At 60.9% G+C, this 25,947-nt stretch carries 28 protein-coding genes and 1 pseudogene; 12 read left to right on the top strand and 17 right to left on the bottom strand.

All coding sequences use genetic code 11. The features are described 5' to 3' along the window. Nucleotides 1-104: 104 nt before the first annotated feature. The 3 genes from mprF to BLV47_RS30005 all read left to right on the top strand — a co-directional run bounded on the left by mprF (nucleotide 105) and on the right by BLV47_RS30005 (nucleotide 4,759). Complete coding sequence (mprF, locus tag BLV47_RS30015) at nucleotides 105-2,756, top strand: bifunctional lysylphosphatidylglycerol flippase/synthetase MprF (protein ID WP_092320185.1); 2,652 nt, start codon at nucleotides 105-107, stop codon at nucleotides 2,754-2,756. Next, nucleotides 2,756-4,054 carry a virulence factor family protein gene (locus tag BLV47_RS30010; RefSeq protein WP_092320183.1) on the top strand — a complete coding sequence of 433 codons (1,299 nt, stop codon included), beginning with the start codon at nucleotides 2,756-2,758 and terminating at the stop codon, nucleotides 4,052-4,054. Before mprF ends, BLV47_RS30010 begins: the two co-directional genes overlap by 1 nt. Nucleotides 4,055-4,483: 429 nt before the next feature. After that, a complete protein-coding gene (locus BLV47_RS30005) occupies nucleotides 4,484-4,759 on the top strand; it encodes a DUF3077 domain-containing protein (RefSeq protein ID WP_092320181.1) in 276 nt (91 codons plus the stop codon). Nucleotides 4,760-4,910: 151 nt separating this feature from the next. Here BLV47_RS30005 and BLV47_RS30000 read toward each other — a convergent pair whose 3' ends face one another. Next, nucleotides 4,911-6,752, bottom strand: a complete 1,842-nt coding sequence (locus BLV47_RS30000) for a potassium transporter Kup (protein ID WP_409259062.1) — start codon at nucleotides 6,750-6,752, stop codon at nucleotides 4,911-4,913. A gap of 379 nt (nucleotides 6,753-7,131) precedes the next feature. Between BLV47_RS30000 and rimO the strand changes: the two genes are divergently transcribed. The 5 genes from rimO to tsaA all read left to right on the top strand — a co-directional run bounded on the left by rimO (nucleotide 7,132) and on the right by tsaA (nucleotide 11,126). Continuing rightward, nucleotides 7,132-8,469, top strand: coding sequence for a 30S ribosomal protein S12 methylthiotransferase RimO (gene rimO / locus BLV47_RS29995; protein ID WP_047284184.1), 1,338 nt, complete (start codon nucleotides 7,132-7,134; stop codon nucleotides 8,467-8,469). 97 nt (nucleotides 8,470-8,566) lie between these two features. Next, complete coding sequence (locus BLV47_RS29990; RefSeq protein ID WP_092320177.1) at nucleotides 8,567-9,040, top strand: GNAT family N-acetyltransferase; 474 nt, start codon at nucleotides 8,567-8,569, stop codon at nucleotides 9,038-9,040. Nucleotides 9,041-9,122: 82 nt separating this feature from the next. Continuing rightward, nucleotides 9,123-9,833: an rRNA pseudouridine synthase gene (locus BLV47_RS29985; protein ID WP_092320175.1), complete on the top strand. Its 711-nt coding sequence runs from the start codon at nucleotides 9,123-9,125 to the stop codon at nucleotides 9,831-9,833. 66 nt (nucleotides 9,834-9,899) lie between these two features. Further along, on the top strand, nucleotides 9,900-10,361 hold the full coding sequence (locus BLV47_RS29980) for a YehS family protein (RefSeq protein WP_092320173.1): 462 nt from the start codon (nucleotides 9,900-9,902) through the stop codon (nucleotides 10,359-10,361). A gap of 69 nt (nucleotides 10,362-10,430) precedes the next feature. After that, on the top strand, nucleotides 10,431-11,126 hold the full coding sequence (tsaA, locus tag BLV47_RS29975; protein WP_092320171.1) for a tRNA (N6-threonylcarbamoyladenosine(37)-N6)-methyltransferase TrmO: 696 nt from the start codon (nucleotides 10,431-10,433) through the stop codon (nucleotides 11,124-11,126). A 122-nt stretch (nucleotides 11,127-11,248) separates the two neighbouring features. Here the strand turns inward: tsaA and fpr are convergent, their stop codons facing one another. After that, a complete protein-coding gene (gene fpr, locus BLV47_RS29970) occupies nucleotides 11,249-12,028 on the bottom strand; it encodes a ferredoxin-NADP reductase (RefSeq protein WP_016966062.1) in 780 nt (259 codons plus the stop codon). A gap of 119 nt (nucleotides 12,029-12,147) precedes the next feature. Between fpr and BLV47_RS29965 the strand changes: the two genes are divergently transcribed. Beyond that, nucleotides 12,148-13,074 (top strand): LysR family transcriptional regulator, encoded by a 927-nt coding sequence (locus BLV47_RS29965; protein WP_016966063.1) that lies wholly within the window; start codon nucleotides 12,148-12,150, stop codon nucleotides 13,072-13,074. On the opposite strand, the gene BLV47_RS29960 is transcribed toward BLV47_RS29965, so the two are convergent. Together BLV47_RS29960 and erdR are read right to left on the bottom strand one after the other, a co-directional pair. After that, nucleotides 13,071-13,439 carry a diacylglycerol kinase gene (locus BLV47_RS29960; protein ID WP_177431284.1) on the bottom strand — a complete coding sequence of 123 codons (369 nt, stop codon included), beginning with the start codon at nucleotides 13,437-13,439 and terminating at the stop codon, nucleotides 13,071-13,073. The two genes, BLV47_RS29965 and BLV47_RS29960, sit on opposite strands and share 4 nt — an antisense overlap. 69 nt (nucleotides 13,440-13,508) lie before the next feature. Then, nucleotides 13,509-14,159 (bottom strand): response regulator transcription factor ErdR, encoded by a 651-nt coding sequence (erdR, locus tag BLV47_RS29955; protein WP_092320169.1) that lies wholly within the window; start codon nucleotides 14,157-14,159, stop codon nucleotides 13,509-13,511. A gap of 238 nt (nucleotides 14,160-14,397) precedes the next feature. On the opposite strand from erdR, the gene BLV47_RS29950 reads away from it, so the two are divergent. Next, entirely contained in the window at nucleotides 14,398-15,306 is a 909-nt protein-coding gene (locus tag BLV47_RS29950; RefSeq protein ID WP_092320167.1) for a DMT family transporter, read from the top strand. Here BLV47_RS29950 and BLV47_RS29945 read toward each other — a convergent pair. Then, nucleotides 15,290-16,000 (bottom strand): tRNA-uridine aminocarboxypropyltransferase, encoded by a 711-nt coding sequence (locus tag BLV47_RS29945; RefSeq protein WP_092320165.1) that lies wholly within the window; start codon nucleotides 15,998-16,000, stop codon nucleotides 15,290-15,292. The genes BLV47_RS29950 and BLV47_RS29945 overlap by 17 nt on opposite strands. 191 nt (nucleotides 16,001-16,191) lie before the next feature. On the opposite strand from BLV47_RS29945, the gene BLV47_RS29940 reads away from it, so the two are divergent. Beyond that, on the top strand, nucleotides 16,192-16,617 hold the full coding sequence (locus BLV47_RS29940) for a quorum-sensing-regulated virulence factor family protein (RefSeq protein ID WP_092320163.1): 426 nt from the start codon (nucleotides 16,192-16,194) through the stop codon (nucleotides 16,615-16,617). Here BLV47_RS29940 and BLV47_RS29935 read toward each other — a convergent pair whose 3' ends face one another. Further along, a complete protein-coding gene (locus tag BLV47_RS29935; RefSeq protein WP_092320161.1) occupies nucleotides 16,618-16,812 on the bottom strand; it encodes a hypothetical protein in 195 nt (64 codons plus the stop codon). 440 nt (nucleotides 16,813-17,252) lie between these two features. On the opposite strand from BLV47_RS29935, the gene BLV47_RS29930 reads away from it, so the two are divergent. Beyond that, nucleotides 17,253-18,371, top strand: coding sequence for an LOG family protein (locus tag BLV47_RS29930; RefSeq protein WP_092320159.1), 1,119 nt, complete (start codon nucleotides 17,253-17,255; stop codon nucleotides 18,369-18,371). Between the two features lie 29 nt (nucleotides 18,372-18,400). Here BLV47_RS29930 and recX read toward each other — a convergent pair whose 3' ends face one another. The 11 genes and pseudogenes from recX to BLV47_RS29875 form a co-directional block, all read right to left on the bottom strand. Further along, nucleotides 18,401-18,868, bottom strand: coding sequence for a recombination regulator RecX (recX, locus tag BLV47_RS29925; RefSeq protein ID WP_092320157.1), 468 nt, complete (start codon nucleotides 18,866-18,868; stop codon nucleotides 18,401-18,403). Between the two features lie 8 nt (nucleotides 18,869-18,876). Then, nucleotides 18,877-19,929: a recombinase RecA gene (gene recA, locus BLV47_RS29920; protein WP_092320155.1), complete on the bottom strand. Its 1,053-nt coding sequence runs from the start codon at nucleotides 19,927-19,929 to the stop codon at nucleotides 18,877-18,879. An 83-nt stretch (nucleotides 19,930-20,012) separates the two neighbouring features. After that, complete coding sequence (locus tag BLV47_RS29915) at nucleotides 20,013-20,513, bottom strand: CinA family protein (protein WP_092320153.1); 501 nt, start codon at nucleotides 20,511-20,513, stop codon at nucleotides 20,013-20,015. A gap of 166 nt (nucleotides 20,514-20,679) precedes the next feature. Then, on the bottom strand, nucleotides 20,680-21,012 hold the full coding sequence (locus BLV47_RS29910) for a hypothetical protein (protein ID WP_020372545.1): 333 nt from the start codon (nucleotides 21,010-21,012) through the stop codon (nucleotides 20,680-20,682). Nucleotides 21,013-21,017: 5 nt separating this feature from the next. Further along, the gene (locus tag BLV47_RS29905) at nucleotides 21,018-21,206 is read right to left on the bottom strand and encodes a Com family DNA-binding transcriptional regulator (RefSeq protein WP_092320591.1); all 189 of its coding nucleotides are present in this window, start codon (nucleotides 21,204-21,206) and stop codon (nucleotides 21,018-21,020) included. 70 nt (nucleotides 21,207-21,276) lie between these two features. Further along, on the bottom strand, nucleotides 21,277-21,783 hold the full coding sequence (locus BLV47_RS29900) for a hypothetical protein (protein WP_092320151.1): 507 nt from the start codon (nucleotides 21,781-21,783) through the stop codon (nucleotides 21,277-21,279). A 152-nt stretch (nucleotides 21,784-21,935) separates the two neighbouring features. After that, the gene (locus BLV47_RS29895) at nucleotides 21,936-22,499 is read right to left on the bottom strand and encodes a glycoside hydrolase family 19 protein (protein WP_092320149.1); all 564 of its coding nucleotides are present in this window, start codon (nucleotides 22,497-22,499) and stop codon (nucleotides 21,936-21,938) included. A 49-nt stretch (nucleotides 22,500-22,548) separates the two neighbouring features. Next, nucleotides 22,549-22,896 (bottom strand): tail fiber assembly protein, encoded by a 348-nt coding sequence (locus tag BLV47_RS29890; RefSeq protein WP_092320147.1) that lies wholly within the window; start codon nucleotides 22,894-22,896, stop codon nucleotides 22,549-22,551. Beyond that, complete coding sequence (locus tag BLV47_RS29885; protein ID WP_092320145.1) at nucleotides 22,893-24,671, bottom strand: phage tail protein; 1,779 nt, start codon at nucleotides 24,669-24,671, stop codon at nucleotides 22,893-22,895. Before BLV47_RS29885 ends, BLV47_RS29890 begins: the two co-directional genes overlap by 4 nt. 98 nt (nucleotides 24,672-24,769) lie before the next feature. Further along, a complete protein-coding gene (locus tag BLV47_RS29880; protein ID WP_092320143.1) occupies nucleotides 24,770-25,150 on the bottom strand; it encodes a phage tail assembly chaperone in 381 nt (126 codons plus the stop codon). Further along, a pseudogene (locus BLV47_RS29875) lies at nucleotides 25,147-25,881 on the bottom strand (phage tail protein); the annotation flags it as partial. The gene BLV47_RS29880 and the pseudogene BLV47_RS29875, both read right to left, overlap by 4 nt. Nucleotides 25,882-25,947: the final 66 nt, after the last annotated feature.

The following is a 25,947-nucleotide window of genomic DNA, read 5'->3' as shown; positions in this document are numbered from 1 at the left end:
GGGCCACGGTGAGACGCGTTAATATCTGAAACTATTTTTTCTACAGGGATTGGTAACTTGGCTGGATACCCCCATCCTGTCGCGCACAATCCACGAGGTGATTGATGCGCGCCAACATGTCTGATTCACAAGACAGCGATACCACCGCTACCGCCACTCAACCCGTGACAGCCACTCGCTTGCGCTGGCTGGACCTGTTGAGCAAATACCGCCAGCCCCTGGGCCTGGCCGTCACTCTGTTGCTGTTCGCCATTGCCCTGATCGCTTGCCGTCACTTGCTCAGCGAGCTGGACTTCTACGCGCTGCACGACTCGATCCTTGAAGTGCCCAAGCCAGCCCTGCTCGGCGCTCTGGGCGCGACCATCGTCGGCTTCATCATCCTCTTGGGCTACGAGTGGTCCGCCAGCCGCTATGCCGGGGTCAACCTGCCCGGTCGCACCCTGGCCCTGGGTGGCTTTACCGCCTTCGCCATCGGCAACGCCATCGGCCTGTCGCTGCTGTCCGGCGGCTCGGTGCGTTATCGCCTGTACGCGCGCCACGGGCTGGGGGCCTCAGACGTCGCCCACATGACCCTCTTCGCCAGCCTCTCCCTGGGCTGTGCCCTGCCACCGCTGGCGGCCCTGGCCACCCTGAGCAACCTGCCGGCAGCTTCGGCGGCCCTGCGCCTGCCGGAGAGCCTGTTGGCCGGCATCGCCCTGGCCATCCTGCTGCTGGGCGCGGTACTGGCCGTCGGCATCTATCGTCGACGCCTGCCGGAGCAGCCCCTGCGCGACAACCTGCTGGTCCGGGTCGGACGCCGCACCCTGCGCCTGCCCGGGCGCCGCCTGACCTTCCTGCAACTGATCATCACCGCCCTGGACGTCGCCGCAGCCGCCACCGTGCTCTACCTGCTGCTGCCAGAAGCACCGCCCTTCGGCGCCTTCCTGCTGGTCTACCTGCTGGCCCTGGCGGCCGGCGTACTCAGCCATGTGCCGGGTGGTGTCGGGGTGTTCGAAGCCATCCTGCTGGCAGCCTTCGCCAACAAGCTCGGCGCCGCGCCCCTGGCCGCCGCACTGCTGCTGTACCGCCTGATCTACGTGGTGCTGCCGATGCTGGTGGCCTGCGTCCTGCTGCTGATCAACGAAGCCCAGCGCCTGTTCCAGACCCGCCAATCGCTGCGGGTAGCGTCCGGCCTGGCAGCACCGATCCTCGCGGTGCTGGTGTTCCTTTCCGGCGTGGTCCTGCTGTTTTCCGGCGCCACCCCGGAAATCGACACCCGCCTGCAACACATCGGCTTTCTCATCCCCCATCGCCTGGTGGACGCCTCGCACTTCGGCGCCAGCCTGATCGGCGTGCTCTGCCTGCTGCTGGCCCAGGGCCTGCGGCGGCGCCTGTCGGCGGCCTGGATGCTCACCACCATTCTGTTGCTGGTGGGCGCACTGCTCTCGCTGCTCAAGGGCTTCGACTGGGAAGAAGCCTGCCTGATGACCCTCACCGCCAGCCTGCTGGCGGTGTTCCGGCGCTCGTTCTACCGTCCCAGCCGCCTGACCGAACTGCCCTTCTCGCCGCTGTACCTGGTGGCCAGCGTTTGCGTGCTCGGTGCCTCCATCTGGTTGCTGCTGTTCGCCTATCAGGACGTTCCCTACAGCCATCAACTGTGGTGGCAGTTCACCCTCGACGCCGACGCTCCCCGGGGCCTGCGCTCGCTGCTGGGCGCCGCGGTGCTGTTGCTGGTGGTGTCCCTGACCTGGCTGCTGCGCACTGCGCGCCCGGTGATCCACCTGCCCACCCGTGACGAGCTGGACAAGGCGGCGCAGATCCTCATGGCCTCGTCCCAGCCCGATGGCGGCCTGGCCCTGACCGGCGACAAAGCACTGCTGTTCCACCCCAACGACGACGCCTTCCTCATGTACGCTCGCCGTGGCCGCAGCCTGGTGGCGCTGTATGACCCCATCGGCCCGCCCCAGCAACGCGCGGAAATGATCTGGCAGTTCCGCGACCTGTGCGACGTGCACCACGCACGCCCGGTGTTCTACCAGGTCCGGGCGGAAAGCCTGCCCTACTACATGGACATCGGCCTGACCGCGATCAAGCTCGGCGAAGAAGCCCGGGTCGATCTCAAGCGCTTTGATCTCGAAGCCAAGGGCAAGGAGATGAAGGACCTGCGCTACACCTGGAACCGCGGCACCCGCGACGGCCTGTCGCTGGAGATCCACGAGCCCGGGCTAGCGCCAATGGACGAGCTGAAGGTGATTTCCGACGCCTGGCTGACCGGCAAGAACGTTCGCGAAAAGGGCTTCTCCCTGGGCCGCTTCAGCGACGACTACCTCAAGCACTTCCGCATCGCCATCATCCGTTTCGAAGGACGCCCGGTGGCCTTTGCCAACCTGCTCGAGACTTATAGCCATGACCTGGCCAGCCTCGACCTGATGCGGTCGCACCCGGATGCGCCGAAGCTGACCATGGAATTCATGATGGTCGGCCTGATCCAGCACTATAAGAATCATGGATACGCCCGCTTCAGCCTGGGCATGGTGCCGCTGTCCGGCCTGCAACCCCGGCGTGGCGCGCCGCTGACCCAGCGCCTGGGTTCGATGGTGTTCCGCCGTGGCGAGCAACTGTATAACTTCCAAGGTTTGCGCCGCTTCAAAGACAAGTTCCAGCCCGACTGGGAACCCCGTTATATGGCTGTGCCAGCCGGGCTTGACCCGCTGGTGGCACTGGCCGACACCGCCGCCCTGATCGCAGGCGGCCTGACTGGATTGGTGAAACGCTGATGATTCAACGCTCTTGGCGGTATCTGCTGGCCACACTGGTGGTGCTGGCTGTGATTGCGGGTGGCGGCTACTGGTGGTGGAACCGCCCCGCCCCTGAACCGACCCTGGAACAACTGACCCAGGCCGACGGCTCGACCCTGACCCGCGTGACCCCGGGCACCAAGGCCAAGGCCCGGGTGGTGGTGGCCGTGCTGCCTGACGCCACCCTGACCGACAAGCAACTGCTGGCCCTGAGCCGCAGCGGCGCGGCGCAGATCGTCCAGGTGGTCCTGCCCAAGGACGACTGCAAACTGCAGGAACAAGCCCTGCAAGGCGCCCTGCCCCAGCTCAGTGGGCCGGCCACCCTGGTCAGCGGCATCGGCCCGGGCGCGGCGCTGGCCTGGCGCTGGATCGCCACCCAGACCGACGACAAGGCCCAGGCCGTGTCGGTAGGCTTCACCATCAACCCGGCGCCCGGCTGCACCGATCCGCTGCCCAAGACCCTGGCCCACGGCCACTGGCTGGTAGCCTGGAACGACAACCCGGACGACGAAAGCGCCGGCTTCGTGCGTGACACACCCAACGCCACCACCAGCATCAGCGATTACGACATCCACCTGCCCCAGGTGCTGAACAACGAGCTGCGCAAGCTGCTGGTGGGTTCGGAGAACGGCGGCCTGAGCATCCCCGTGGTGGAAGTCCCGGCCGGCCAGGCCAAGGACACCGTGACCCTGTTCCTCTCCGGTGACGGCGGCTGGCGCGACCTGGACCGCGACGTGGCCGGCGAGATGGCCAAGATCGGCTATCCGGTGGTGGGCATCGACACCCTGCGCTACTACTGGCAGCACAAGACCCCGGAACAGAGCGCCATCGACCTCACCGAACTGATGCAGCACTACCGGCAGAAGTGGGGCACCAAGCGCTTCGTGCTGACCGGCTACTCCTTCGGTGCAGACGTACTGCCGGCGATCTACAACCGCCTGCCGGAAGCCGAGCAACAGCGCATCGACGCCATTATCCTGCTGGCTTTCGCCCGCACCGGCAGCTTCGAGATCGAAGTCGAAGGCTGGCTGGGCAACGCCGGCAAGGAAGCGGCCACCGGCCCGGAAATGGCCAAGCTGCCTGCGGCCAAGGTGGTGTGCATCTATGGCGTGGAAGAAGTCGATGAAAGCGGTTGCACCGACAAGACTGCCGTCGGTGAAGCCTTGAAGCTGCCAGGGGGCCATCACTTCGATGAGAACTACCCAGCACTGGCCAAGCGCCTGGTGGATGCCATCGAGAAGCGTCAGGTCAAGGATCAGGCTACTGCTCAAGAATGAGCTGAGCCTCGCTCCATAAAAGCCCCCGCAGCCTTGAAGCTGCGGGGGCTTTTTTACATCAGCTGCCCCGTTGAAGACGGCTTGATTGCGGATGACTCCCGCGCAGCTTGTAGGCAAACTCCGAGAGTTGCGTAAGGGGTGCGTTTTGGGCACTTTGCTGCCTTGTTGGCCTTGGCTTCGACGGGCTAGGCTCCGGGAGTCGCTGAGCATTCAGTGACCGGGCTTGGAAACCCGAAGAACCTTGGCAACTAGCACCCCGCTTGATTGCAGATAAATTTTGCGCCTGCAATCCATCTGTTATGGCGGCTGTGCGTGGGAGACCTTCGGGTCTGCCGGTTTCCTTGGTTTCCGGTTTTCCAACCTGCGCATAGCTGCCACCCATTCGCTTGGAAACGAACGTGGTAGCTCCTCAAACCTTGGAGTTGAACCATGAACAATACAAGCCCGCCTCAACTTTCAAATCTTAAAACAGTCGGCTTAACCACTTTCCTTTACTGCTCGGAACGCCCGCTGTTCCAGGTCTGCCCCGGCCTCCCCATCGGCGACGCCCTGGCCCAAGCCTCCGACCTGCTGTCTCTGGCCAAGGCCTTCGCCGAGGACGCCGCCTACAGCAAGGACAGCGACCGTCACGCGTGGGCGGCGCACTACCTGACCGCCATGGGCAAGGCGGTGGTGGACGATGTGGTGCAGGCGCTCGCTGCGTAACGCGCGAGGGGCGATCTCGCGAAAGCGTTCTGTTATCAGAATTGATGTCGGCTGTAGGGTCGTTATCGCGAGCAAGCTCGCTCCTACAGGGGCCGTGAAACGAAAAAGCCCCCGCTGCCGCAAGGCAACGGGGGCTTTTATGGGCTCAGGCTTATATCTCGACCTGGGTGCCCAGTTCGATCACCCGGTTCACCGGCAGCTTGAAGAAGCGCAGGTTGCCGTTGGCGTTCTTCAACATGAAGGCGAACAAGGCTTCGCGCCAGCGGGCCATGCCTTCGAGCTTGGAGGCGATCACCGTCTCGCGGCTGAGGAAGTAGGTGGTGCGCATCGGGCTGAAGTCCAGCTCGTCCAGGTGGCACAGCTTCAGGGCTTCCGGCACGTCCGGCTCGTCGGTGAAGCCAAAATGCAGGATCACCCGGAAGAAACCTTCGCCGTAGGCATCCACCTCGAAGCGCCGCTGGGCGGGCACCCGGGGAATGTCTTCGTAGACCACGGTCAACAGCACCACTTGCTCATGCAGCACCTGGTTGTGCAGCAGGTTGTGCAGCAAGGCGTGGGGCACGGCGTCCGGGCGGGCGGTGAGGAACACCGCGGTGCCCTGGACCCGATGCGGCGGCTGCACGCGGATGCTGCCAATGAAGATCGGCAGCGGCAGGCCGCCTTCGTCCAGGCGATCCACCAGCAGTTCCTTGCCGCGTTTCCAGGTGGTCATGAGGATGAACAGTACGATCCCCGCCAGCACCGGGAAGGCACCGCCCTGAACAATCTTCGGCACGTTGGCGGCGAAGAACAGCCCGTCCACCAGCAGGAAGCCCACCAGCACCGGCACCGCCAGCACCGGTGGCCATTTCCATAGCAGCAGCATCACCGCCGACACCAGGATGCTGGTGATCAGCATGGTCCCGGTCACCGCCACGCCGTAGGCCGAGGCCAGGGCGCCGGAGGACTCGAAGCCCAGCACCAGCAGGATCACGCCGACCATCAGCGACCAGTTCACCGCGCCGATGTAGATCTGCCCTTGCTCGGCACTGGAGGTGTGCTGGATGTACATGCGCGGGATGTAGCCCAGCTGGATCGCCTGACGGGTCAGGGAGAAGGCGCCGGAAATCACCGCCTGGGAGGCGATCACCGTGGCCAGGGTCGCCAGCACCACCAGCGGGATCAGGGCCCAGCCCGGCGCCAGCAGGTAGAACGGGTTGCGCGCGGCGTCGGGGTTCTCCAGCAGCAGAGCACCCTGGCCGAAGTAGTTCAGCACCAAGGCCGGCAGCACCAGGGCGAACCAGGCACGGGCAATCGGCTTGCGACCGAAGTGGCCCATGTCGGCATACAGCGCTTCAGCGCCAGTCAGCGCCAGGACCACCGCGCCGAGAATGGCCACGCCCATGCCCGGGTGGACAATGAAGAAGCGCACGCCCCACACCGGGTTCAGCGCCTGCAGCACTTCCGGGTGCTGGAGAATGCCGTTGACCCCCAGGCCACCCAGCACCAGGAACCAGGCCACCATCACCGGGCCGAACAGCTTGCCGATGCGATCGGTGCCGTGTTTCTGGATCAGGAACAGCGCCACCAGCACCACCAGCGCCATGGGCACCACCCAGTGCTCCAGGCCGCTGAACGCCAGCTCCAGCCCTTCCACCGCCGACAATACCGAGATCGCCGGGGTGATCATGCTGTCGCCATAGAACAAGGCAGCGCCGATCAAGCCGAGGATCACCAGCACCGAACGCAAACGCGGATAAGCGCCGGACGCACGTCGAGCCAAAGCGGTCAGGGCCATGATGCCGCCCTCGCCCTGGTTATCGGCCCGCAGGATGAACAGCACGTACTTGATCGAAACGACCCAGACCAGCGACCAGAAAATCAGCGCCAGGATGCCGAACACCCCATCGTGGTTGACCTGAACGCCATAACTGCCGGAAAACACCTCTTTAAGGGTATAGAGCGGGCTGGTGCCGATATCGCCATACACCACCCCGACCGCCGCCACCAGCATCCCCAGAGGCTTGACCCCGGAGTGCTCGCCACTCGCCGCCTGACTACTTGCCTGACCCATCAATGACTCCTACTACCAAGACCGGGGCTTCTTATATAGAAAGCGCAAGGTTATACAAGGGCTATTCTCTAAACTTGTGCAGTTTCCCATGTAACTTGCAGGTTTTTATTACCACTGGGTGCCTAACTAACGGCGCATGAAAACCACCGGGCATAACGCGAAGAAGCATAGTCCAGCGCTCGTCGTATTTCCCCTGCATAAAGCTGGTCAAGCGCCTCGACCATCGCTAGAATTGCGCACTTTTTGATCAGAGGCGCAGCCAGCGCCCAAGCGTCGCACTTGCCCCCCAAGTGATTCGACACCAATACCGAGGTTAGACATGTCCACCCCCTCCGCGCCGGCCAACCCGAAAGTCGGCTTCGTATCCCTGGGTTGCCCAAAAGCTCTGGTCGACTCCGAGCGCATCCTCACTCAACTGCGCATGGAAGGCTATGACGTGGTGTCGACTTACCAGGACGCCGATGTCGTGGTGGTCAACACCTGCGGTTTCATCGACTCGGCCAAGGCCGAATCCCTGGAAGTGATCGGCGAAGCCATCAAGGAAAACGGCAAGGTCATCGTCACCGGCTGCATGGGCGTCGAAGAAGGCAATATCCGTGACGTGCACCCCAGCGTGCTGGCCGTGACCGGCCCGCAACAGTACGAGCAGGTGGTCAACGCCGTGCACGAAGTGGTGCCGCCGAAACAGGACCACAACCCGCTGATCGACCTGGTGCCGCCACAAGGCATCAAGCTGACCCCGCGGCACTACGCCTACCTGAAAATTTCCGAAGGCTGCAACCACAGCTGCAGCTTCTGCATCATCCCGTCGATGCGCGGCAAACTGGTCAGCCGCCCGGTGGGTGATGTGCTCGACGAGGCCCAGCGCCTGGTCAAGTCCGGGGTCAAGGAACTGCTGGTGATCTCCCAGGACACCAGCGCCTACGGCGTCGACGTCAAGTACCGCACCGGCTTCTGGAACGGCGCGCCGGTGAAGACCCGCATGACCGAGCTCTGCGAGGCCCTGAGCACCCTGGGTGTGTGGGTGCGCCTGCACTACGTGTACCCGTACCCGCATGTGGACGAACTGATTCCGCTGATGGCCGCCGGCAAGATCCTGCCGTACCTGGACATCCCGTTCCAGCACGCCAGCCCGAAAGTGCTCAAGGCCATGAAACGCCCGGCTTTCGAAGACAAGACCCTGGCGCGGATCAAGGCCTGGCGCGAGATCTGCCCGGAGCTGATCATCCGCTCGACCTTCATCGTCGGCTTCCCCGGCGAAACCGAAGAAGACTTCCAGTACCTGCTCAACTGGCTGACCGAAGCCCAGTTGGACCGCGTCGGCTGCTTCCAGTACTCGCCGGTGGAAGGCGCGCCGGCCAACGACCTGGACCTGGAAGTGGTCCCGGACGAGGTCAAGCAGGACCGTTGGGAGCGCTTCATGGCGCACCAGCAGGAAATCAGCTCGGCGCGCCTGCAACAGCGCATCGGCAAGGAGATCGAAGTGCTGATCGACGAAGTCGACGAGAATGGCGCGGTAGGCCGCTGCTTCTTCGATGCCCCGGAAATCGACGGCAACGTGTTCATCGATGGCGCCGGCGACCTGAAGCCGGGTGACAAGGTCTGGTGCCGGGTCACCGACGCCGACGAATACGACCTCTGGGCCGAAACCCTGTAAGGCGTAAAAAAACTGCCAAGCCCCGCTCTCGCCACGAGATGCGGGGCTTTTTTCGGTCTATCGTTAGCCCTTGCCAATCACCTCAGGGGCACACCGCATGCGCCACCACCCGGTCATCCACACTCCCAAACTCAGCGACTACCCGGAACTGGTGCGCGTCTGGGAAGCCTCGGTGCGCGCCACTCACGACTTTCTACCGGACAGCTATATAGCGCTGCTGCGCAACCTGGTACTGACCCGCTACCTGGACGCGGTGATGCTGATCTGCACCCGCGACCCACGCCAGCGCATCACCGGGTTTGCCGGGGTGGCGGCGGGCAAGATCGAGATGCTGTTCATCGACCCGGCCCATCGAGGCCAGGGCCTGGGCCGACAATTGCTGCGCTACGCGGTGGAGCACTTGAACGCCTATCAGCTGGACGTCAACGAACAGAATCCCCAGGCCCTGGGCTTCTACTTCAAGCAGGGGTTCGAAGTGGTCGGCCGCTCGGAGCAGGACGGCATGGGCCAGCCCTACCCACTGCTGCACATGCGCCTGAAGCAGCCACAGCTGCAAGCCCTGCGCGGCTAAAAGCCACAGCGGGCAAATGGACCCGCGATTAACCGGCGCCAGGCAGGTACAATGGCCGCCCTCTTTTGTTACGGCCCCTGACATGACTGACCCGATTCGTCTCTCCAAACGCCTCATCGAACTGGTCGGCTGCTCTCGCCGCGAGGCTGAGCTGTTCATCGAGGGCGGCTGGGTCACCGTAGACGGCGAAGTCATCGACGAGCCCCAGTTCAAGGTCGGCGCGCAAACCGTCGTCCTCGACCCCGAGGCCAAGGCCACCGCTCCAGAGCCGGTGACCCTCCTGCTCAACGTGCCCGCCGGCCAGGATCTGGACAGCGCCATGCAGTCCATCAGCGCCGACAGCCTGTCCGAGGAGCACCGCTACGGCAAACGTCCGCTGCGTGGGCATTTCCTGCGCCTAAGCGCCAGTGACGACCTGCAACCCAATGCCAGTGGCCTGCTGGTGTTCACCCAGGACTGGAAGGTGCTGCGCAAGCTGACCGCGGACGCGGCCAAGATCGAGCAGGAATACGTGGTCGAGGTCGCAGGCGAGATGATCGACCACGGCCTCAACCGCCTGAGCCACGGCATGACCTACAAGGGCCGCGAACTGCCGCCGGTCAAGGCCAGCTGGCAGAACGAAAACCGCCTGCGCTTTGCCATGAAGAACCCGCAGCCGGGTGTGATCGCCCTGTTTTGCCAGGCCGTCGGCCTCAAGGTCGTCGCCATCCGCCGCATCCGTGTCGGCGGCGTATCCATCGGCAAGGTGCCGCTGGGCCAGTGGCGCTACCTGTCGGCCAAAGAGAAGTTCTAAAGCCGCCCCCATTCAGACGCCGTGCCCTGGCACGGCGCTCAACACGCATCGATCAGGACAGTAACCATGATTCATAACGATGTACTGCGCAGCGTGCGCTACATGCTCGACATCAGCGACAAGAAGGTCGTGGACATCATCAAGCTGACCGGCTTCAAGGTCAGCCTGGACGAGGTTGTCAGCTACCTGAAGAAGGACGAGGAAGAAGGCTTCGTGCACTGCCCGGACGAAGTCATGGCGCACTTCCTCGATGGCCTGGTGATCTTCAAGCGCGGCAAGGACGAAAGTCGTCCGCCACTGCCGATCGAACTGCCGGTGACCAATAACATCATTCTGAAGAAGCTGCGGGTGGCCTTCGAGCTCAAGGAAGAAGACATGCACGCGGTGCTCAAGGCCGCCGACTTTCCAGTGTCCAAGCCCGAGCTGAGCGCACTGTTCCGCAAGTTCGGCCATACCAACTACCGCCCCTGTGGCGACCAGTTGCTGCGCAACTTCCTCAAGGGCCTGACCCTGCGTGTTAGAGCTTAAAACAGCTGCAAGCTTCAAGCTGCAAGTTCAAAGCTTGCGGCTTGTAGCTCAAGGCTTGAGGCTTGCCAAATGACCTACAGCGTTTCCCCCATCGGCTTCGTGCGCTCCTGTTTCAAGGAGAAGTTCGCCATCCCGCGCCAGCCGCAACTGGCGCCGGCCGCTCGCGGCGTATTGGAACTGGTGGCGCCCTTCGATCAGGGTGATGCGGTGCAAGGGCTGGAGCAGGTCAGCCATGTCTGGCTGCTGTTCCTGTTTCACCAGGCCCTGGAGGACAAGCCGCGGCTCAAGGTGCGCCCGCCGCGTCTGGGGGGCAACAAGTCCATGGGGGTCTTTGCCACCCGCGCCACCCACAGGCCCAACGGTATCGGCCAGTCGGTGGTCAAGCTGGACAAGGTCGAGGCCGACCGCCTGTGGATCTCCGGCATTGACCTGCTGGACGGCACGCCGATCCTCGATATCAAGCCCTACGTGCCTTACGCCGATATCATTTCTACGGCGAGCAATGACATCGCCAGCGCCGCGCCACAGATTATTCCGGTGCAGTGGCAGGATAACGCCCTGCAACAGGCTCAGATCCACGCTCAGCGCCTCCAGGAGCCTCTGGTGGAGTTGATCGAGCAATGCCTGGCCCAGGATCCGCGTCCGGCCTATCAGGTGCCCACTGCCGAGCGGGAATACGGCGCGCAGTTCTGGGACCTGGACGTGCGCTGGCATTACCCCGAGCCGGGGCTGATCCGGGTGCTGGAAGTGGTCCCGGCGAGCTGAACCCCGGAAACGAAAAAGCCCGCGTTGCCTGGGAAGGCAACGCGGGCTTTTCTGTGTCTGGGAGCAGGTGCCCAGTCAGCATTAACAGGCTGACTGGACAGGCTTCGCGAGCAAGCTCGCTGCTACTTTTCGACGAAGGCGCGTTCGATCAGGTAGTCGCCCGGTTCGCGCATGCGCGGCGAAACGGTCAGGCCGAAGCTGTTGAGCACTTCGCTGGTTTCTTCCAGCATGCTCGGGCTGCCGCACAGCATGGCGCGGTCGTCCTGCGGGTTGATCGGTGGCAGGCCGATGTCGCGGAACAGCTTGCCGCTGCGCATCAGATCGGTGAGACGGCCTTCGTTCTCGAACGGCTCGCGGGTCACGGTGGGGTAGTAGATCAACTTCTCACGCAGCGCTTCGCCGAAGAACTCGTTCTGGGGCAGGTGCTCGGTGATGAACTCGCGGTAGGCGACTTCGTTGACGTAGCGTACGCCGTGGCACAGGATCACTTTTTCGAAACGCTCGTAGGTTTCCGGATCCTGGATCACGCTCATGAACGGCGCCAGGCCGGTGCCGGTGCTGAGCAGGTACAGGTGCTTGCCCGGCTTCAAGTCATCCAGCACCAGGGTGCCGGTGGGCTTCTTGCTGATGATGATCTCGTCGCCTTCCTTCAGGTGCTGCAGCTGGGAAGTCAGCGGACCGTCCGGAACCTTGATGCTGAAGAATTCGAGATGCTCTTCCCAGTTCGGGCTGGCAATGGAGTAGGCACGCATAAGCGGACGGCCATTGGGCTGTTGCAGGCCGATCATCACGAACTGACCGTTCTCGAAGCGCAGACCCGGGTCGCGGGTGCACTTGAAGCTGAACAGAGTGTCATTCCAGTGATGAACACTGAGGACACGCTCGTGGTTCATGTTGCTCATGTACGGGGGCTCCTAGAAATTGCCTGCGCTGACCATGAGCGCAATTGCACAGCATTCTAATGGCGGCGACAATATCTGTTAACTGGATTATTAAGATAAGGGTTATCGGTTATATCGATATGCGATTTACTCTCCGTCAACTGCAAGTCTTCGTCGCCGTCGCCCAGCAAGAGAGTGTTTCTCGTGCTGCGGGGCTGCTCTCCCTATCGCAATCTGCGGCGAGCACCTCGATCACCGAACTCGAGCGCCAATCCAGCTGCCAGCTGTTCGACCGTGCCGGTAAGCGCCTGAGTCTCAACGCCCTCGGCAAACAGTTGCTGCCCCAGGCGGTGGCCCTGCTCGATCAGGCCAAGGAAATCGAGGACCTGCTCAACGGCAAATCCGGCTTCGGCTCGCTGTCAGTAGGGGCGACCCTGACCATCGGCAATTACTTGGCGACCCTGCTGATCGGCAGCTTCATGCAGGTACACCCGGAAAGCCAGGTGAAACTCCATGTGCAGAACACTGCGCATATCGTGCAACAGGTGGCTCACTACGAAATTGATCTGGGTCTAATCGAAGGCGACTGCAGCCACCCGGATATCGAGGTGCAGACTTGGGTCGAGGATGAGCTGGTAGTGTTCTGCGCGCCCCAGCATCCACTGGCCAAACGCGGTCACGCCAGCATGGAGGAGTTGACCCACGAAGCCTGGATTCTCCGCGAACAGGGCTCAGGAACCCGCCTGACCTTCGACCAGGCCATGCGTCACCACCGCAGCGCGCTGAATATCCGCCTGGAACTGGAGCACACCGAAGCCATCAAGCGTGCGGTGGAGTCGGGATTGGGAATTGGCTGCATCTCCCGCCTGGCGCTGCGCGATGCCTTTCGCCGCGGCAGCCTGGTGCCGGTGGAAACGCCGGGCCTGGATCTGGCCCGGCAGTTCTATTTCATCTGGCACAAACAGAAGTACCAGACCTCGGCCATGCGCGAGTTTCTCGAACTGTGCCGTGCCTTTACCGCCGGGGTGCAGCGCAGCGACGAGATCGTCCTGCCGAGCATTCCTTAGATCAGGATCACTGCCCAGACGATAGTGATCATGCTCAGGGCGACAAACTGCGCGGCGCTGCCCATGTCCTTGGCGTTTTTCGACAGTGGGTGGCGATCCAGAGAGATTCGATCGATCGCCGCTTCAACAGCCGAATTGAGCAACTCGACGATCAGCGCCAGCAGGCACACGGCAATCAGCAGCGCGCGCTCGACCCGGCTGACATGGAGCAGGAAGCTCAAGGGAATCAGGATCACGTTGAGCAGCACCAGTTGACGAAAGGCTGCCTCGCCGGTGAAGGCGGCGCGCAAGCCATCGAACGAATAGCCGGCGGCGTTAAGGATGCGTTTAAGACCGGTTTGACCTTTGAAAGGCGACATAAGCAGGGCAACTGAAGAAAAAGGAGTGGGGAAGCTAGTTCAACCAAAGTCAAAAAAGCGTGAACCAGCCGCCGGTTAATGGCTGGAAATTGACTCAAGTTGTTGCAAAAGCAAGGCCGCCTGAGTACGGGTACGAACCCCGAGCTTGCGGAAGATCGCCGTCACGTGGGCCTTGATCGTGGCTTCCGAGACACCCAGTTCGTAGGCGATCTGCTTGTTCAGCAAACCTTCGCAGACCATGGTCAAGACCCGGAACTGCTGGGGCGTCAGACTGGCCAGGCCTTCGCTGGCGGCCTTGGCTTCCGCGGAAACACTGACTTCTTCAAACGCCTGGGGCGGCCACCAGACATCACCGTCCAGCACACTGCGCACCGCCTGTTGAATGACTTCCAGGGAACTGGACTTGGGAATGAAACCGCTGGCCCCGAACTCGCGGGAACGGACCATGACGGAGGCTTCTTCCTGGGCCGACACCATCACCACCGGAATCTGCGGGTATTGCCCGCGCAGCAGCACCAGGCCGGAAAAGCCGTAGGCGCCGGGCATGTTCAGGTCCAGCAGGACCAGGTCCCAGTCGGCTTTTTCGGTCAGGCGGGTTTCCAGTTCGGCGATGCTCGCCACTTCCACCAGACGCACATCAGGCCCCAGGCCCAGGGTGACGGCTTGATGCAGCGCACTGCGAAACAGCGGGTGGTCATCGGCAATCAGGATTTCGTATGTGGCCATTTTTCAAATGATCCTGTTTTTCATGGCAGGACTGATGCATTCAGCCCTCATCCAGGCAACACGAGTGCTCGCCAGAGTGCGACACCCAAAGAGCACGAACACCGCGAAAAGCCTGAGCAAAACGGTGGTTCAAACAGCGCTGGCGCCCTAATCGGCGCCAAGCATGCCCAGCGCAGCCGGGGTGGTCAAGCGTGAAGCTTTGCGGCATCTTTGCCGGCTAACTAATAAGAGAGCCATCATGCGAAGCCAAGCCTTGCGTGCCGATGTCCTGATGCTGATCACCGCTGTCATCTGGGGATCGGCGTTCGTTGCCCAAACCTCCGGCATGGATCATATCGGTCCCTTCCTTTATTCCGGACTGCGCTTCGCCCTGGGCTCACTCTGCCTGCTACCGCTGGTTCTGCGCAGGGCGGCGGCCGATCGCCCTGCCGAACCGCTGCTCAATCGCGGCCTGCTGATGGGCGGCATGCTCATGGGACTGGCCCTTGCCCTGGGGATCAATCTGCAGCAGGTCGGACTGTTATTCACCAGTGTCACCAATGCTGGGTTCATCACCGGGCTTTACGTCATTGTAGTGCCGCTGCTGGGATTGCTGATTGGCCACAAGACCGGCCTTGGCACCTGGATCGGCGCGGTGCTGGCCGTGGTAGGGATGTTCCTGCTGAGCGTCAGCGACGGCTTTCAGGTGGCCTCCGGCGACTGGCTGCAACTGATCGGCGCCTTTGTCTGGGGCGGGCATGTGATTCTGGTGGGGGTATTCGCCAGCCGCCATGACCCGATTCGCCTGGCCTTTCTGCAATTTGCCACCTGCTCGGTGGCGAGCCTGATCCTGGCGCTATGTCTGGAGCCGATTCGCTGGAGCGCAATCGTCGAAGCCGGTCCAGCCATTGTTTATGGCGGGGTGATTGCCGTCGGTGTCGGCTACACCTTGCAGGTGATCGCTCAAAAGGATGCGATAGCCTCCCACGCCGCGATCATCCTCTCCCTCGAAGCCGTGTTCGCCGCCATCGCCGGAGCCTGGCTACTGGATGAATCGCTGCAGATGCGCGGCTATTTCGGCTGCGCCCTGATGCTCGGCGGCATGCTGGTAGCCCAGCTATGGCCACAGAAACCCCAGGCGAGCGCTGCCGCTACACAAAAGGCTTGAGCCGGGAGTGCACTTCATCCTCAGGATCGATGGCCTTCTGGAACTTCGCCGACAGGTAATGGGTGCTGAACACATCAAGGTAGGCATCAAGCACCTGGCTGACCTGCTCGTCCCCCGCCAGCTCCAGGCATAACGCGGCCACCTCGGCGGTACAGAAGTGGTCGTCGCGCTTGGAGCGGCGCAGTTTGTAGCGCGAAAGCTTCTCGGACGACAGGCTCAGGACCGGCAAGTGCTCAAGATACGGGCTCTTGCGGAACATCTTGCGTGCTTCGCTCCAGGTGGCGTCCAGCAGAATGAACAGCGGGCGCTTACCTGCTTGCAGCCGGACCTCACTGACCACCCGCTCGGGGGCCACGAACTCTCCAGGGAACACGATGTAGGGCTGCCACTGTGGATCAGCCAGCAAGGCCAGCAACTGTGGATCGACCTCGGTACGGGACCAGTGAAACGCCCAGGTGTCGGCAATCACATCGGCGATCAACCACCCGGTATTGCTCGGCTTGAGCGGCTCCACATCGTGCATCACCAGGCACATGGCCGACTCGGCGCTGACCTTTGGCCGCCAGGCGCACAGGCAATGACTGGGAATCACCCGGCAGCGCGGGCAACGCTCGGCTCGCGAGCCTCGGGCAAAAAAGGGTTTGACCACACGAGCCATACGCAGATCACGTAGGCGGGATACCGCGTGGCTCATCGCAGGCCACGTCGGCAAAGGGCAGGAATCAACACGTAAAAAACTCAAGGCAGGAAAAAGTCGGACAAGTTTATCAGAGCTATCTGTTCAAACCTGTACCGCCTTCCTGGCTCTACCCCTATAATTCGTCGCCACTGAACGCACAGTCGAGTGACTGGTCGAAGCTTCAGTCATTGCACCAGGAGAGTTTCATGTTGCGCTTTACCATCCCTACCGTCGCCCTTCTGCTGGCCTTGCCTCTGGGCGTTCAGGCTGCGTCTTTGCAAGAGTTCGAACTGAGCAAAATGCTGGAGAAGGTCGCTGCGGAAAGCAACGTCGGCACTCCCCGGGAAATCAACGAAAACATCCTCGATCAGGGGTATACCGTTGAAGGCAAAGAGCTGATCAACCACCTCAGCGTCCAGTCTGGCCACGCCACCCAGATGCGCGCCAATCCCAAGGCGGTCTACCTGCAACTGGGTGCCAGCGTCTGCCGCAACCCCAACTACCGCAAGCTGATGGCCAAAGGCGCAATCATGCGCTACGAATTTACCGAGAACCGCACCAATCGCCCGGTAGCCTCGGCACGCTTCCAGGAATCGGACTGCCCCTCGCAGAACACCCCCAAGAAGAAGTAATCAAGAGCGGGCCGCGCGTCGCTGCAGATCCTCGGCGCGCAACTCCGCCACCAGGGCTTGCAGATATCGCGAGTGCGGCTCCTCCCCTGCCAGGCGCCGCCGGCACTCTTCCTCAAGGCTCAAATCATGGGCCGCCGCAGCGGCTTGCAACAGCTGGTACAACTGCGCATCGATTTCCAGCACAACAGTGGTCATCCCTTGCCTCCTTGCCCATGGCTGGCACGAATGAACGCCTGCGGTCCCTTCCCGGACCCAGCGCTGTAACTTAGTAAATCAGGGCTACAGCCCCCTGCCGCCGCGCCCGACCAATGGTGTAGAAGCCGCTCAGTTCATCAAGAAGCGATTGCCAGCCAAGACTTTATGGGCACATGATCAGGTCATGTCCGAAGGTTCCCATCAACGGTTTGAGGACGGTTCAGGAGACCGCCCTGGTGCGTCTTGCAGTGCAATTGTTTTCTCAATAAAGGAAAGCAGAACCTCTGTGGATACCTCGATTGCCGCCCAGCGACGGTCAGCGCAATCGGCTCAGGAAAATTGCTCGCACGCTGGGCTGAGCAAGCAGCGACACAGGCAGTGTCGTGGCACATTCGAATACCTCGAACGTGCACAAGGTTCTGTGCAGAAGGAGAAGCTGAATGCCTTACCAATCGAATGACCTGTTAACCCGTCATTTTCAGAGCAAGGGCGCCGACCTCACGAGCCAGGTCGAAGCGCAACTCAACCAGATTGCCCCCAACAGCCCGAATATCCCTCTTTATCGCGATATGGTTCTCACTGTCCTGCGCATGGCCGAGGACGACCTCAATCGCTGGAACGCCAAGATCACTCTGCAAGCCCTGCGTGAACTGGAACATGCCTTCAGAGTCCTGGAACAGTTCAAGGGCCGACGCAAGGTGACAGTGTTCGGCTCGGCGCGAACCCCCAGCGAGCACCCGCTGTATGCCATGGCCAAGGAGCTGGGCGCAGCCCTGGCACGCTCGGACCTGATGGTCATCACCGGTGCCGGAGGCGGCATCATGGCTGCGGCCCATGACGGCGCGGGCCTGGAGCACAGCCTGGGATTCAACATCACTCTGCCCTTCGAACAACATGCCAACCCGACTGTCGGCGGCACGGAGAACCTGCTGTCATTCCACTTCTTCTTCACTCGCAAGCTGTTCTTCGTCAAGGAAGCGGATGCCCTGGTGCTCTGCCCCGGTGGATTCGGCACCCTGGATGAAGCACTGGAAGTCCTGACCCTGATCCAGACCGGCAAAAGCCCCCTGGTGCCAGTGGTGCTATTGGACGTACCTGGCGGGCAATTCTGGCAGGGCGCCCTGGACTTCATCCGCAACCAGCTGGAAGCCAATCGCTACATCCTGCCCAGTGACCTGAAGCTGGTGCGCCTGGTGCATAGCACCGAAGACGCCGTCAAAGAAATCCAGCAGTTCTACTCCAACTTCCACTCCAGCCGCTGGCTGAAGCAAGAGTTCGTCATTCGCATGCACCACTATCTCGATGAACAGGCGCTGGCACAGATGCAGGCGGAGTTCTCCGACCTATGCCTCAGTGGCCGGTTTCAGCAACATGCCTACCGTGGAGAGGAGCACGATGAAGCGCAATTCAGCCATTTGATACGGCTGTCGTTCACTTTCAACGCTCGCGACAATGGCCGCCTGCGGGAACTGATCGACTTCATCAACCTGCCGCAGAACTGGGCCAGACAGCCCCCAAAGGCCCACCAAAGCGTGAGAGAAACCAGCAACGCCAACTGATCCGCAGGCATCACGCAGCGGGTACCGCCTCAGTCATCCAGCACTCGGCCGCTCAACAGGCGGCCGATCATATCCATGGAGTAGCCGCGATAACTTAGAAAGCGCCCTTGCTTGGCCCGCTCCCGGGCATCCGCAGGAAACTGCCCGGCAAACTTGCGCTGCCAGACCTCTCGCAACTGCTCTTGCCAGTCGATACCGCACTCACGCAGTGCAAGATCGATATCACCTCGCTGCAAGCCGCGCTGGCTGAGTTCTTCGCGAATACGCATTGGCCCGTAACCTGAGCGGGCACGGTAGGAAACAAAGCTTTCGAGATAACGGGATTCGGACAGCAATCCCTCTTCCGTCAAACGGTCCAGGGCTGCTTCGATCATTTCAGGAGGGGCGCCGCGCTGACGCAGTTTACGCGTCAGCTCGACTCGACCGTGCTCGCGTCGCGCGAGCAGGTCCATTGCAGTTCGCCGCACCGCGACGAGGGTATCGAGTACGGCGATCATTGGATCAATCAGATATCAGCGTCGGCCATATCATCTTCGGTCTCTTTGACCGGATTGGCTTTGACGTCTGGCGAACCGGTCAGCAACTTATCGCGGATTTGTTTTTCCAGCGCGTTGCCGATTTCCGGGTTGTCCTGCAGGAACTTGGCCGAGTTGGCCTTGCCCTGACCGATCTTGTTGCCCTGGTAGCTGTACCAGGCGCCAGATTTTTCCAGGAAACCGTGCAGTACGCCCAGGTCGATGATCTCGCCATTGAGGTAGATGCCCTTGCCGTAAAGAATCTGGAACTCGGCCTGACGGAACGGCGGAGCCACCTTGTTCTTGACGATCTTGACTCGGGTTTCGCTACCGACCACCTCGTCGCCTTCCTTCACCGCGCCGGTACGACGGATGTCCAGGCGAACCGAAGCGTAGAACTTCAGGGCGTTACCACCGGTGGTGGTTTCCGGGCTGCCGAACATCACGCCAATCTTCATGCGGATCTGGTTGATGAAGATCACCAGGCAGTTGGCGTTCTTGATGTTACCGGTGATTTTACGCAGCGCCTGGGACATCAGGCGGGCTTGCAGGCCCACGTGCATGTCGCCCATTTCGCCTTCGATTTCAGCCTTGGGCACCAGGGCCGCCACGGAGTCGACGATGATCACGTCAACCGCGTTGGAGCGCACCAGCATGTCGGTGATTTCCAGGGCCTGCTCACCGGTATCCGGCTGGGAAACCAGCAGATCGTCGACATTCACACCCAGCTTGCCGGCGTATTCCGGATCCAGCGCGTGCTCGGCGTCGACGAAGGCACAAGTGGCACCGGCTTTCTGCGCCTGGGCGATGACCGACAGGGTCAGGGTGGTTTTACCGGACGACTCAGGACCGTAGATTTCAACGATACGGCCTTTTGGCAGACCGCCAATGCCCAGAGCGATGTCCAGGCCCAGAGAGCCGGTGGAAATGGCCGGGATCGCCTGGCGGTCATGATCGCCCATACGCATTACGGCACCCTTGCCGAATTGACGTTCGATCTGACCCAGGGCCGCAGCCAAGGCTTTCTTCTTGTTGTCGTCCATTAAAGTCCTCACGTAATCAATAAGGCCTGACGGCCAACACCTGTATAAGTAGCCAGTATTATTCCACAGCGCTCAAGGATCGCCTACCCCTGATTTGCGATTTCTGCTGCGGCGTGTTGCAGCAGCCCCTCTAGCGCGGCCTTCACCGTTTGTCGGCGGACCTCATCGCGATTCCCGGGGAAGTGCCGGCACTCGGCAGTCAGTGTCTCTCCCGCGCCCCAGGCCAGCCACACGGTACCCACCGGCTTTTGCGCGGAACCGCCATCCGGCCCGGCGATACCACTGACCGCCACGGCGAAACGCGCATGACTCTTGGCCTGCGCCCCGCGGACCATGGCTTCGACGACTTCGCGACTGACCGCACCGACCGAATTGAACAAATCGGCCGGCACATTCAATTGCAGGGTTTTCTGACGATTGGAATAGGTGACATAACCGGCCTCGAACCAGGCCGAGCTGCCCGGGATCCGCGTGATTGCCTCGGCAATCCCACCACCGGTGCAGGACTCGGCCGTGGTGACATGGGCATTCAGAACCTGCAGACGCCGGCCGAGTTCAGCGGCAAGCTGGGTAATTTCTTTCACAATCCTCTCCTGATGGGGCTGGCGTGTGCTTACCGTACACCAGCAAAGACGGCTTGCAAGTGACAAGCCGTCAGGAAAACCAACGGCTCTGGAACACGGCTTCAGACAAGGAAGCCCCAAACAACAGGAAAGCGCTCGCGCAAGATCGCGAAGCTGGATACACAGCTCAGGCCAGCAAGTCCCAAGTCAACGCGATTGCACCACCCGGAGTGGATGCATATGCCCACAATGCCTGGCCTGCGGGAATACGGATCGGGTACGGCATGACAATCTCGGAGTCACTGCCGGAGATACTAGAGCCGTTACCCGAGAAGATGATGGCCGCATTGGAGATGGAAGACCCGGTCGGTCCCACATACAGATCGACGACACCGGTGGAGGTCTTGATCAACCCCGTCTGGATGATCAGGCCACCGGTGTTTTGAGCGGCCGAAACGATCTCCACAATCCCTTTTGGGAATACGGTAATGAAGTGCTTGCCCATGGTTACTGCGTTCATATTGTTCACCTTTGAATGGAATGGTCGGTCACTGAAAGTGCCGTTTTCATGTCGCTCAAAGGCGATTGCCCAAGGCTCGAGGCCTTCACGTGATTCAAGGTTCCACAGCGGGAACATTTGATCTGCAGCTCGGTAAACTCACCCACCCGGGCGAGAAGTCGTTTGCAATGACCGCATCTGCATTCTTTTAACATCGACAAGTCCATTTGATTTCAACTGCCCCACACCGCCGCAGCGATCCGTTTCATAAATGTCTCAAGGCCGTCAGTGCATCGCCGGAGCAGCTTGCATCAGCGCCTGAGACTCCCGCACCCACTGCTGCAACGCCCTCAATTGCTCGGCGTTGGCATGGCATTGGCTGTAGTTGTCGACGACGCTGGCGGCGACGGTAGAGAGAGCAAGGCCCGAGGCGGCGTCATCAGCGACGCCGGGGCCTGCGGCCACGGGCAGGTTGGCGGCGCCGGCGTCGTGCACCCGGACAAAACCACCAGGCACAACGCAGGCATTATCAGCTGCTTTCGAAACATGGATCGGAACCTCCTTGGTGATAGTGGCGCCCGCCTGATAGACCTTGACGACGCGATCGACGTACTCGACCACCACCTTCTCCTTGACCCGGCCCAACGCCTGGCCCTGCTCGAAGGACTGTTGCAGTCGAGCCTCGTCCAGGCGCTGCTGTCGACTGCGTTCGCTGCCGGCACCGCTGACGAAACCGAGGGCATAGAGCAACCCAGCCACGACGGCGATAGCCAGCCAACTGCGGATATTCATCAAAACCTCCTCGGACTGATATCAAATGCATTCAAACGGCCGACAAAATCCCTGTAGCCGCGGCCGCAGGCTGCGAAAAGGTCCGCAGGTGCTTCCCGCCAGATCCCATTGCAGCCTCCGACAACAGCTACAGCAGCTGTCCTCCTGCGCATTCAGACCACGGGCAGGCACAACACCGCCCGCGCCCTGGCCCAGAGTTGCAGACGATCCTGCAGCCCGTTCAAACCGCCATTGATGCGGCGGGTGATGCTGTTGAACTCATCGCGATCGGCCAGGGCATTGAGCCCGCCGCGCTCCCAGAACCAGGCGGCGGACTCAGCGGCCCATTGCGGCTGCTCCAGCAGTTCCGGCAACTCCAGCAGGCGCTCATCGCCAAACAGCCCGAGGCTGCACTGCCGATAGTTGCTGCGCCCGGTGATCTGGATCAGCCCGCGCCCGCGATACCGCTGGCCGTCGCCATCGGCTTCTGGGGTATTGCCCAGGCGTGCGGCGAGCGTGCCGGTGTCGTACTTGCTCAGGTATTGATCACTGCCCAGCTCGCGCAGGTATTGCAGTTGCCCGGATTCGTGACCGATCTGGGCCAGAAAGGCCGCCTGACGCTTCGGCGTATCGATCTGCCGATGAGCCATGGCGGTGTTGAGTGGAGAAACAAAAACGCCCGCTTGGCGGCGGGCGTTAGGGAGGATTTGTTGCAGTTGTTGTTCGGTGATTGGCATGGTCGGTGTTTGTAAATTGGTAAGAAAACGCCCCGGCGGTGCGAGGCGTTTATGGAGAGGGGATTTGATCGGGCGGTTGCGGCCAATCGACCTTGGAGGGAAATCCTGGTTGCTGCTGAAGTCGATTCAACGCTACCCGGTAAAGCTTCCAGAGTTTCAGATGTTCAACTTCGCCTGCATTGGCGATATCGGTATCAATCGCGTCCTGCAAAGGCCCCATGCGGTTCGCCGCCATCGCCAGAAGCTGGTCTCGCCGTCCCAGCACTTCATCAATCGAAGAAGGAGGAAACACAGTTTCCAACGGTGCCTGTTCCGAGAAGTACTCTCCTGGAAGAAGATCCTCCTCAACATTAACCGCACGCCAGCCTTGACCATCATCGCGTACTGCAAAACTCATAAAACCTCCTCATACCCATGAATTGCTACAGCCCCTGCCGCGGTCTGAGACGCGACATAAATGCTCATGCCCTCAAGCATGACTTCTGCCGATATGACATCCGGAGCACTACCCGTACCACCGGCGATAGCCGTCGATATCTGCGGAGCCGAGGAGCTACGAGTCCCCAGGTAGCTCGAGTTGGAAGCGATACAGACATTCGACTGAGCGCCGCCGTTGTAACTGGCAATTGCTGTAAGTGAGACAGATACCGCAGTGGGTGGCACAAAGTTGACTAAAGACACCTCCCCCCAAGTGGGTGCAGTAGAGTTCCAACTGCCAACAACCCCTGCCGCCACAAGCCGGTTAGACACAACATTGGTGCCCGCCGCCAACAACCACTTCACCTTGGACCCGCGTTGCCGGTAACGAAGCGGGTACTTGTTGGCAGCATCAGTGAAGAACGAAGTCACCCGCACTGCGGTAAAACCGGCAGGAAGCACTGGTTCATAAACAAACACTACAGGTGTTGCGCCAAGCGTCTGCGTCGCCGGGTGACTGGCAGTAATCTGATTGGCAGAATCGACCGATTGGACCACGGTTCCAGGAGGGAAAGCCCCACCCGCGAAAGCCATTCCCTTGCGCATCAGGGCAGTACTGGGAATACCTGTAACCACATTCGAGCCAGCCGTTGCGTTCACCGTGATGGTAGGCATCAAGGCTGCAACTCCAGCTACTACCTCACCATTGGTTGCTACCCAGCCGCTGTACCAACTTGAGGCTGCAACAGCCCCCTGATCAAGCCCATTAAGCCCATTGGTCAAGAGGTTAATGCCGACATTGACATCGCTTAGTGCAGACGCCGCTCCAGCAGATCCGACAATCAGCCTCCTGGCTCTGATACCTACGATTGAATTCTGACCAGAAGCAGAAACAAAGAGATTTTGCGGGTCGCCAATCGCAGCCAGTACCTTGACGCGCTGAAGTTCCAGAAGCATGGCCGAAACGTCAACTGCTCCCTGGTTGACCGGTGCGTTCCAGGCTTTGACACACCACATTACCGCAAGGTTTCTAGGTCGGGTTTCCATACCACCTGAGAATGCGGTTTCTGTCAGGTACTTGTTGCCATCGGTGGCAATACCGCCAGCGTATCCTGACCCTGTTTCAGTAACGACGTTGGCGTCAAGCGCATGCTTGTGACTCCTCAATTCGTCGGTCTGCCAGCTACCAAGCGCCCGCCCAGCATCCACCCCCCGCCCATGATCCCAACCCCGCAGAAACTCCCCCCGCGACTCCGGCAACCGGAAGTTGCCCTCGCCCTCGCCCCCGGTGTTGAAGGTCGTCCCCAGATAAGCCGCCAGATCCGGATAGGTCGCAGCACTCTGCACACTGCCATCCACCTCCAGGAATCCAGGCGGCACCGTGCCCTTGGGAAACGGCACCATGGCCCCCACCGGCAGGGCTGACATGTTCTTCAACAGCGCCTCGATCTCCGCCTTGGTGTAGGTCACCGACTTGGTATACGCATCGGTGATCCCATACTCGGCCAAGGTCGTGCGAATCTTTTCTGGCGGTATCGAATCCCGGACGATCGCCTTGATCGCCGCTAGCAACTGGTCATGCTCGGCCTCGGCCGGCTGCTTCCCACCCGCACGAATCACATTGAGCAGTTCATCGGTCACCGCATTTCCCCAGTCGGAAGAAATCAGTGAGCCGACTTGCCCCGTGACCGGGTTCTCGTCAACAAACTTCCCATTAACCAACCCAACACTTGGCACACTCTTTGGATAATCCACTCGTCTGTCCTCTCGTTGTCATTCATCCACGCCGACACAGCTCGGCATGGACATAGTTAGAAAACTGGAAAAGAAAACGCCCCGGCGAGGCGGGGCGTTTATTGAACTTGCTTGGCAATCCAGGGGGGCGCTAGCGGACGCAAATCGGCATCAGGAAAATCCACCGATTGCGGCCAATCGCGCAGGGCTTGCATATACACCAGCAGCTCCTTGAACTGCTCCCCATCAATGCTGGTCGGGGCTTTAATTTCGAGCTGGTCGCGATGCCGCTCACGCAGCCACATCAGCGAAGTCAGTTCGTTATCACGCCAGTTGCGCTCCGTATCTTCCTTGGTAGGCAAGGCAGTTGTCGCACTGGTGATATAGGCTTGCACCTGTGCTTCGGACATTGGCAACAAGCTGCTTGGGATGAACTCACCAGGAGCATCCTCATCGTAGGCGTGGACTTCGTTGGTCTCGGGGTTATGGAAATACTTCATGCGCGCAACTCCGCCCAACACAAGTTAACTGGATTGTTGAGTGTGACTGTATAAGTGGCTCCAGCAGGTACTACGAACGCTGCGTGATACGCCGAGAAAGATACGTCCACAGGACCTACCCGGGCGTAAACAGCTCCACTCGAGATCGCCACATGTACCTGAATCGGGCGCCCAGTCGTATTGGTGTAGACAGTTCCAGAAACGCGGCTTGTTGTAAGGTTTTGCCAGATTTGGCCATCGCCCAGGCCACGTGGCCTAGCCTCAAGTGCCGCAACGTTTGCGGCCAAGCCTGCGATATCGATATTTCCCTGGTTGACCGGAGCGTTCCAGGCTTTGATGCACCACATGACCGCCAGGTTGCGTGGACGGACATACATTGCAGAGTAAGCAATAACGTCGGATCCAGTAGTTCCCGCATAGATATCTGAAACACCAGTGATTGGCAGCGGAGGAGTGCCATCAGAATTGAGCCTCGACTTATTCCCCTCCAAGCTCTCATCCGCGTTGTTGTAAAACGAAACTACTGCAGCAGATGTTCTTGTCCCGTCACCAGCACTGACAATCGTGGCAGCCTGTCGACTGCCAATAACCCGCCCCGTATCGATACCACGCCCATGATCCCAACCCCGCAGAAACTCCCCCCGCGACTCCGGCAGACGGAAATTCCCCACGCCCTCGCCCCCGGTGTTGAAGGTCGTCCCTAGGTAAGCCGCCAGATCCGGATAGGTCGCGGCGCTCTGCACACTTGCGGATTTCGGAGCACCGTGACCGGCCGTTTCGGTTGATCGTGACCGGTC

The sequence above is a fragment of the Pseudomonas saponiphila genome (genome assembly GCF_900105185.1).
In the GTDB taxonomy this organism is placed as follows: Bacteria; Pseudomonadota; Gammaproteobacteria; order Pseudomonadales; family Pseudomonadaceae; genus Aquipseudomonas; species Aquipseudomonas saponiphila.
The sequence above is the reverse complement of the archived record's forward strand: the minus strand, read 5'-3'. Positions and strand labels throughout refer to the sequence as shown.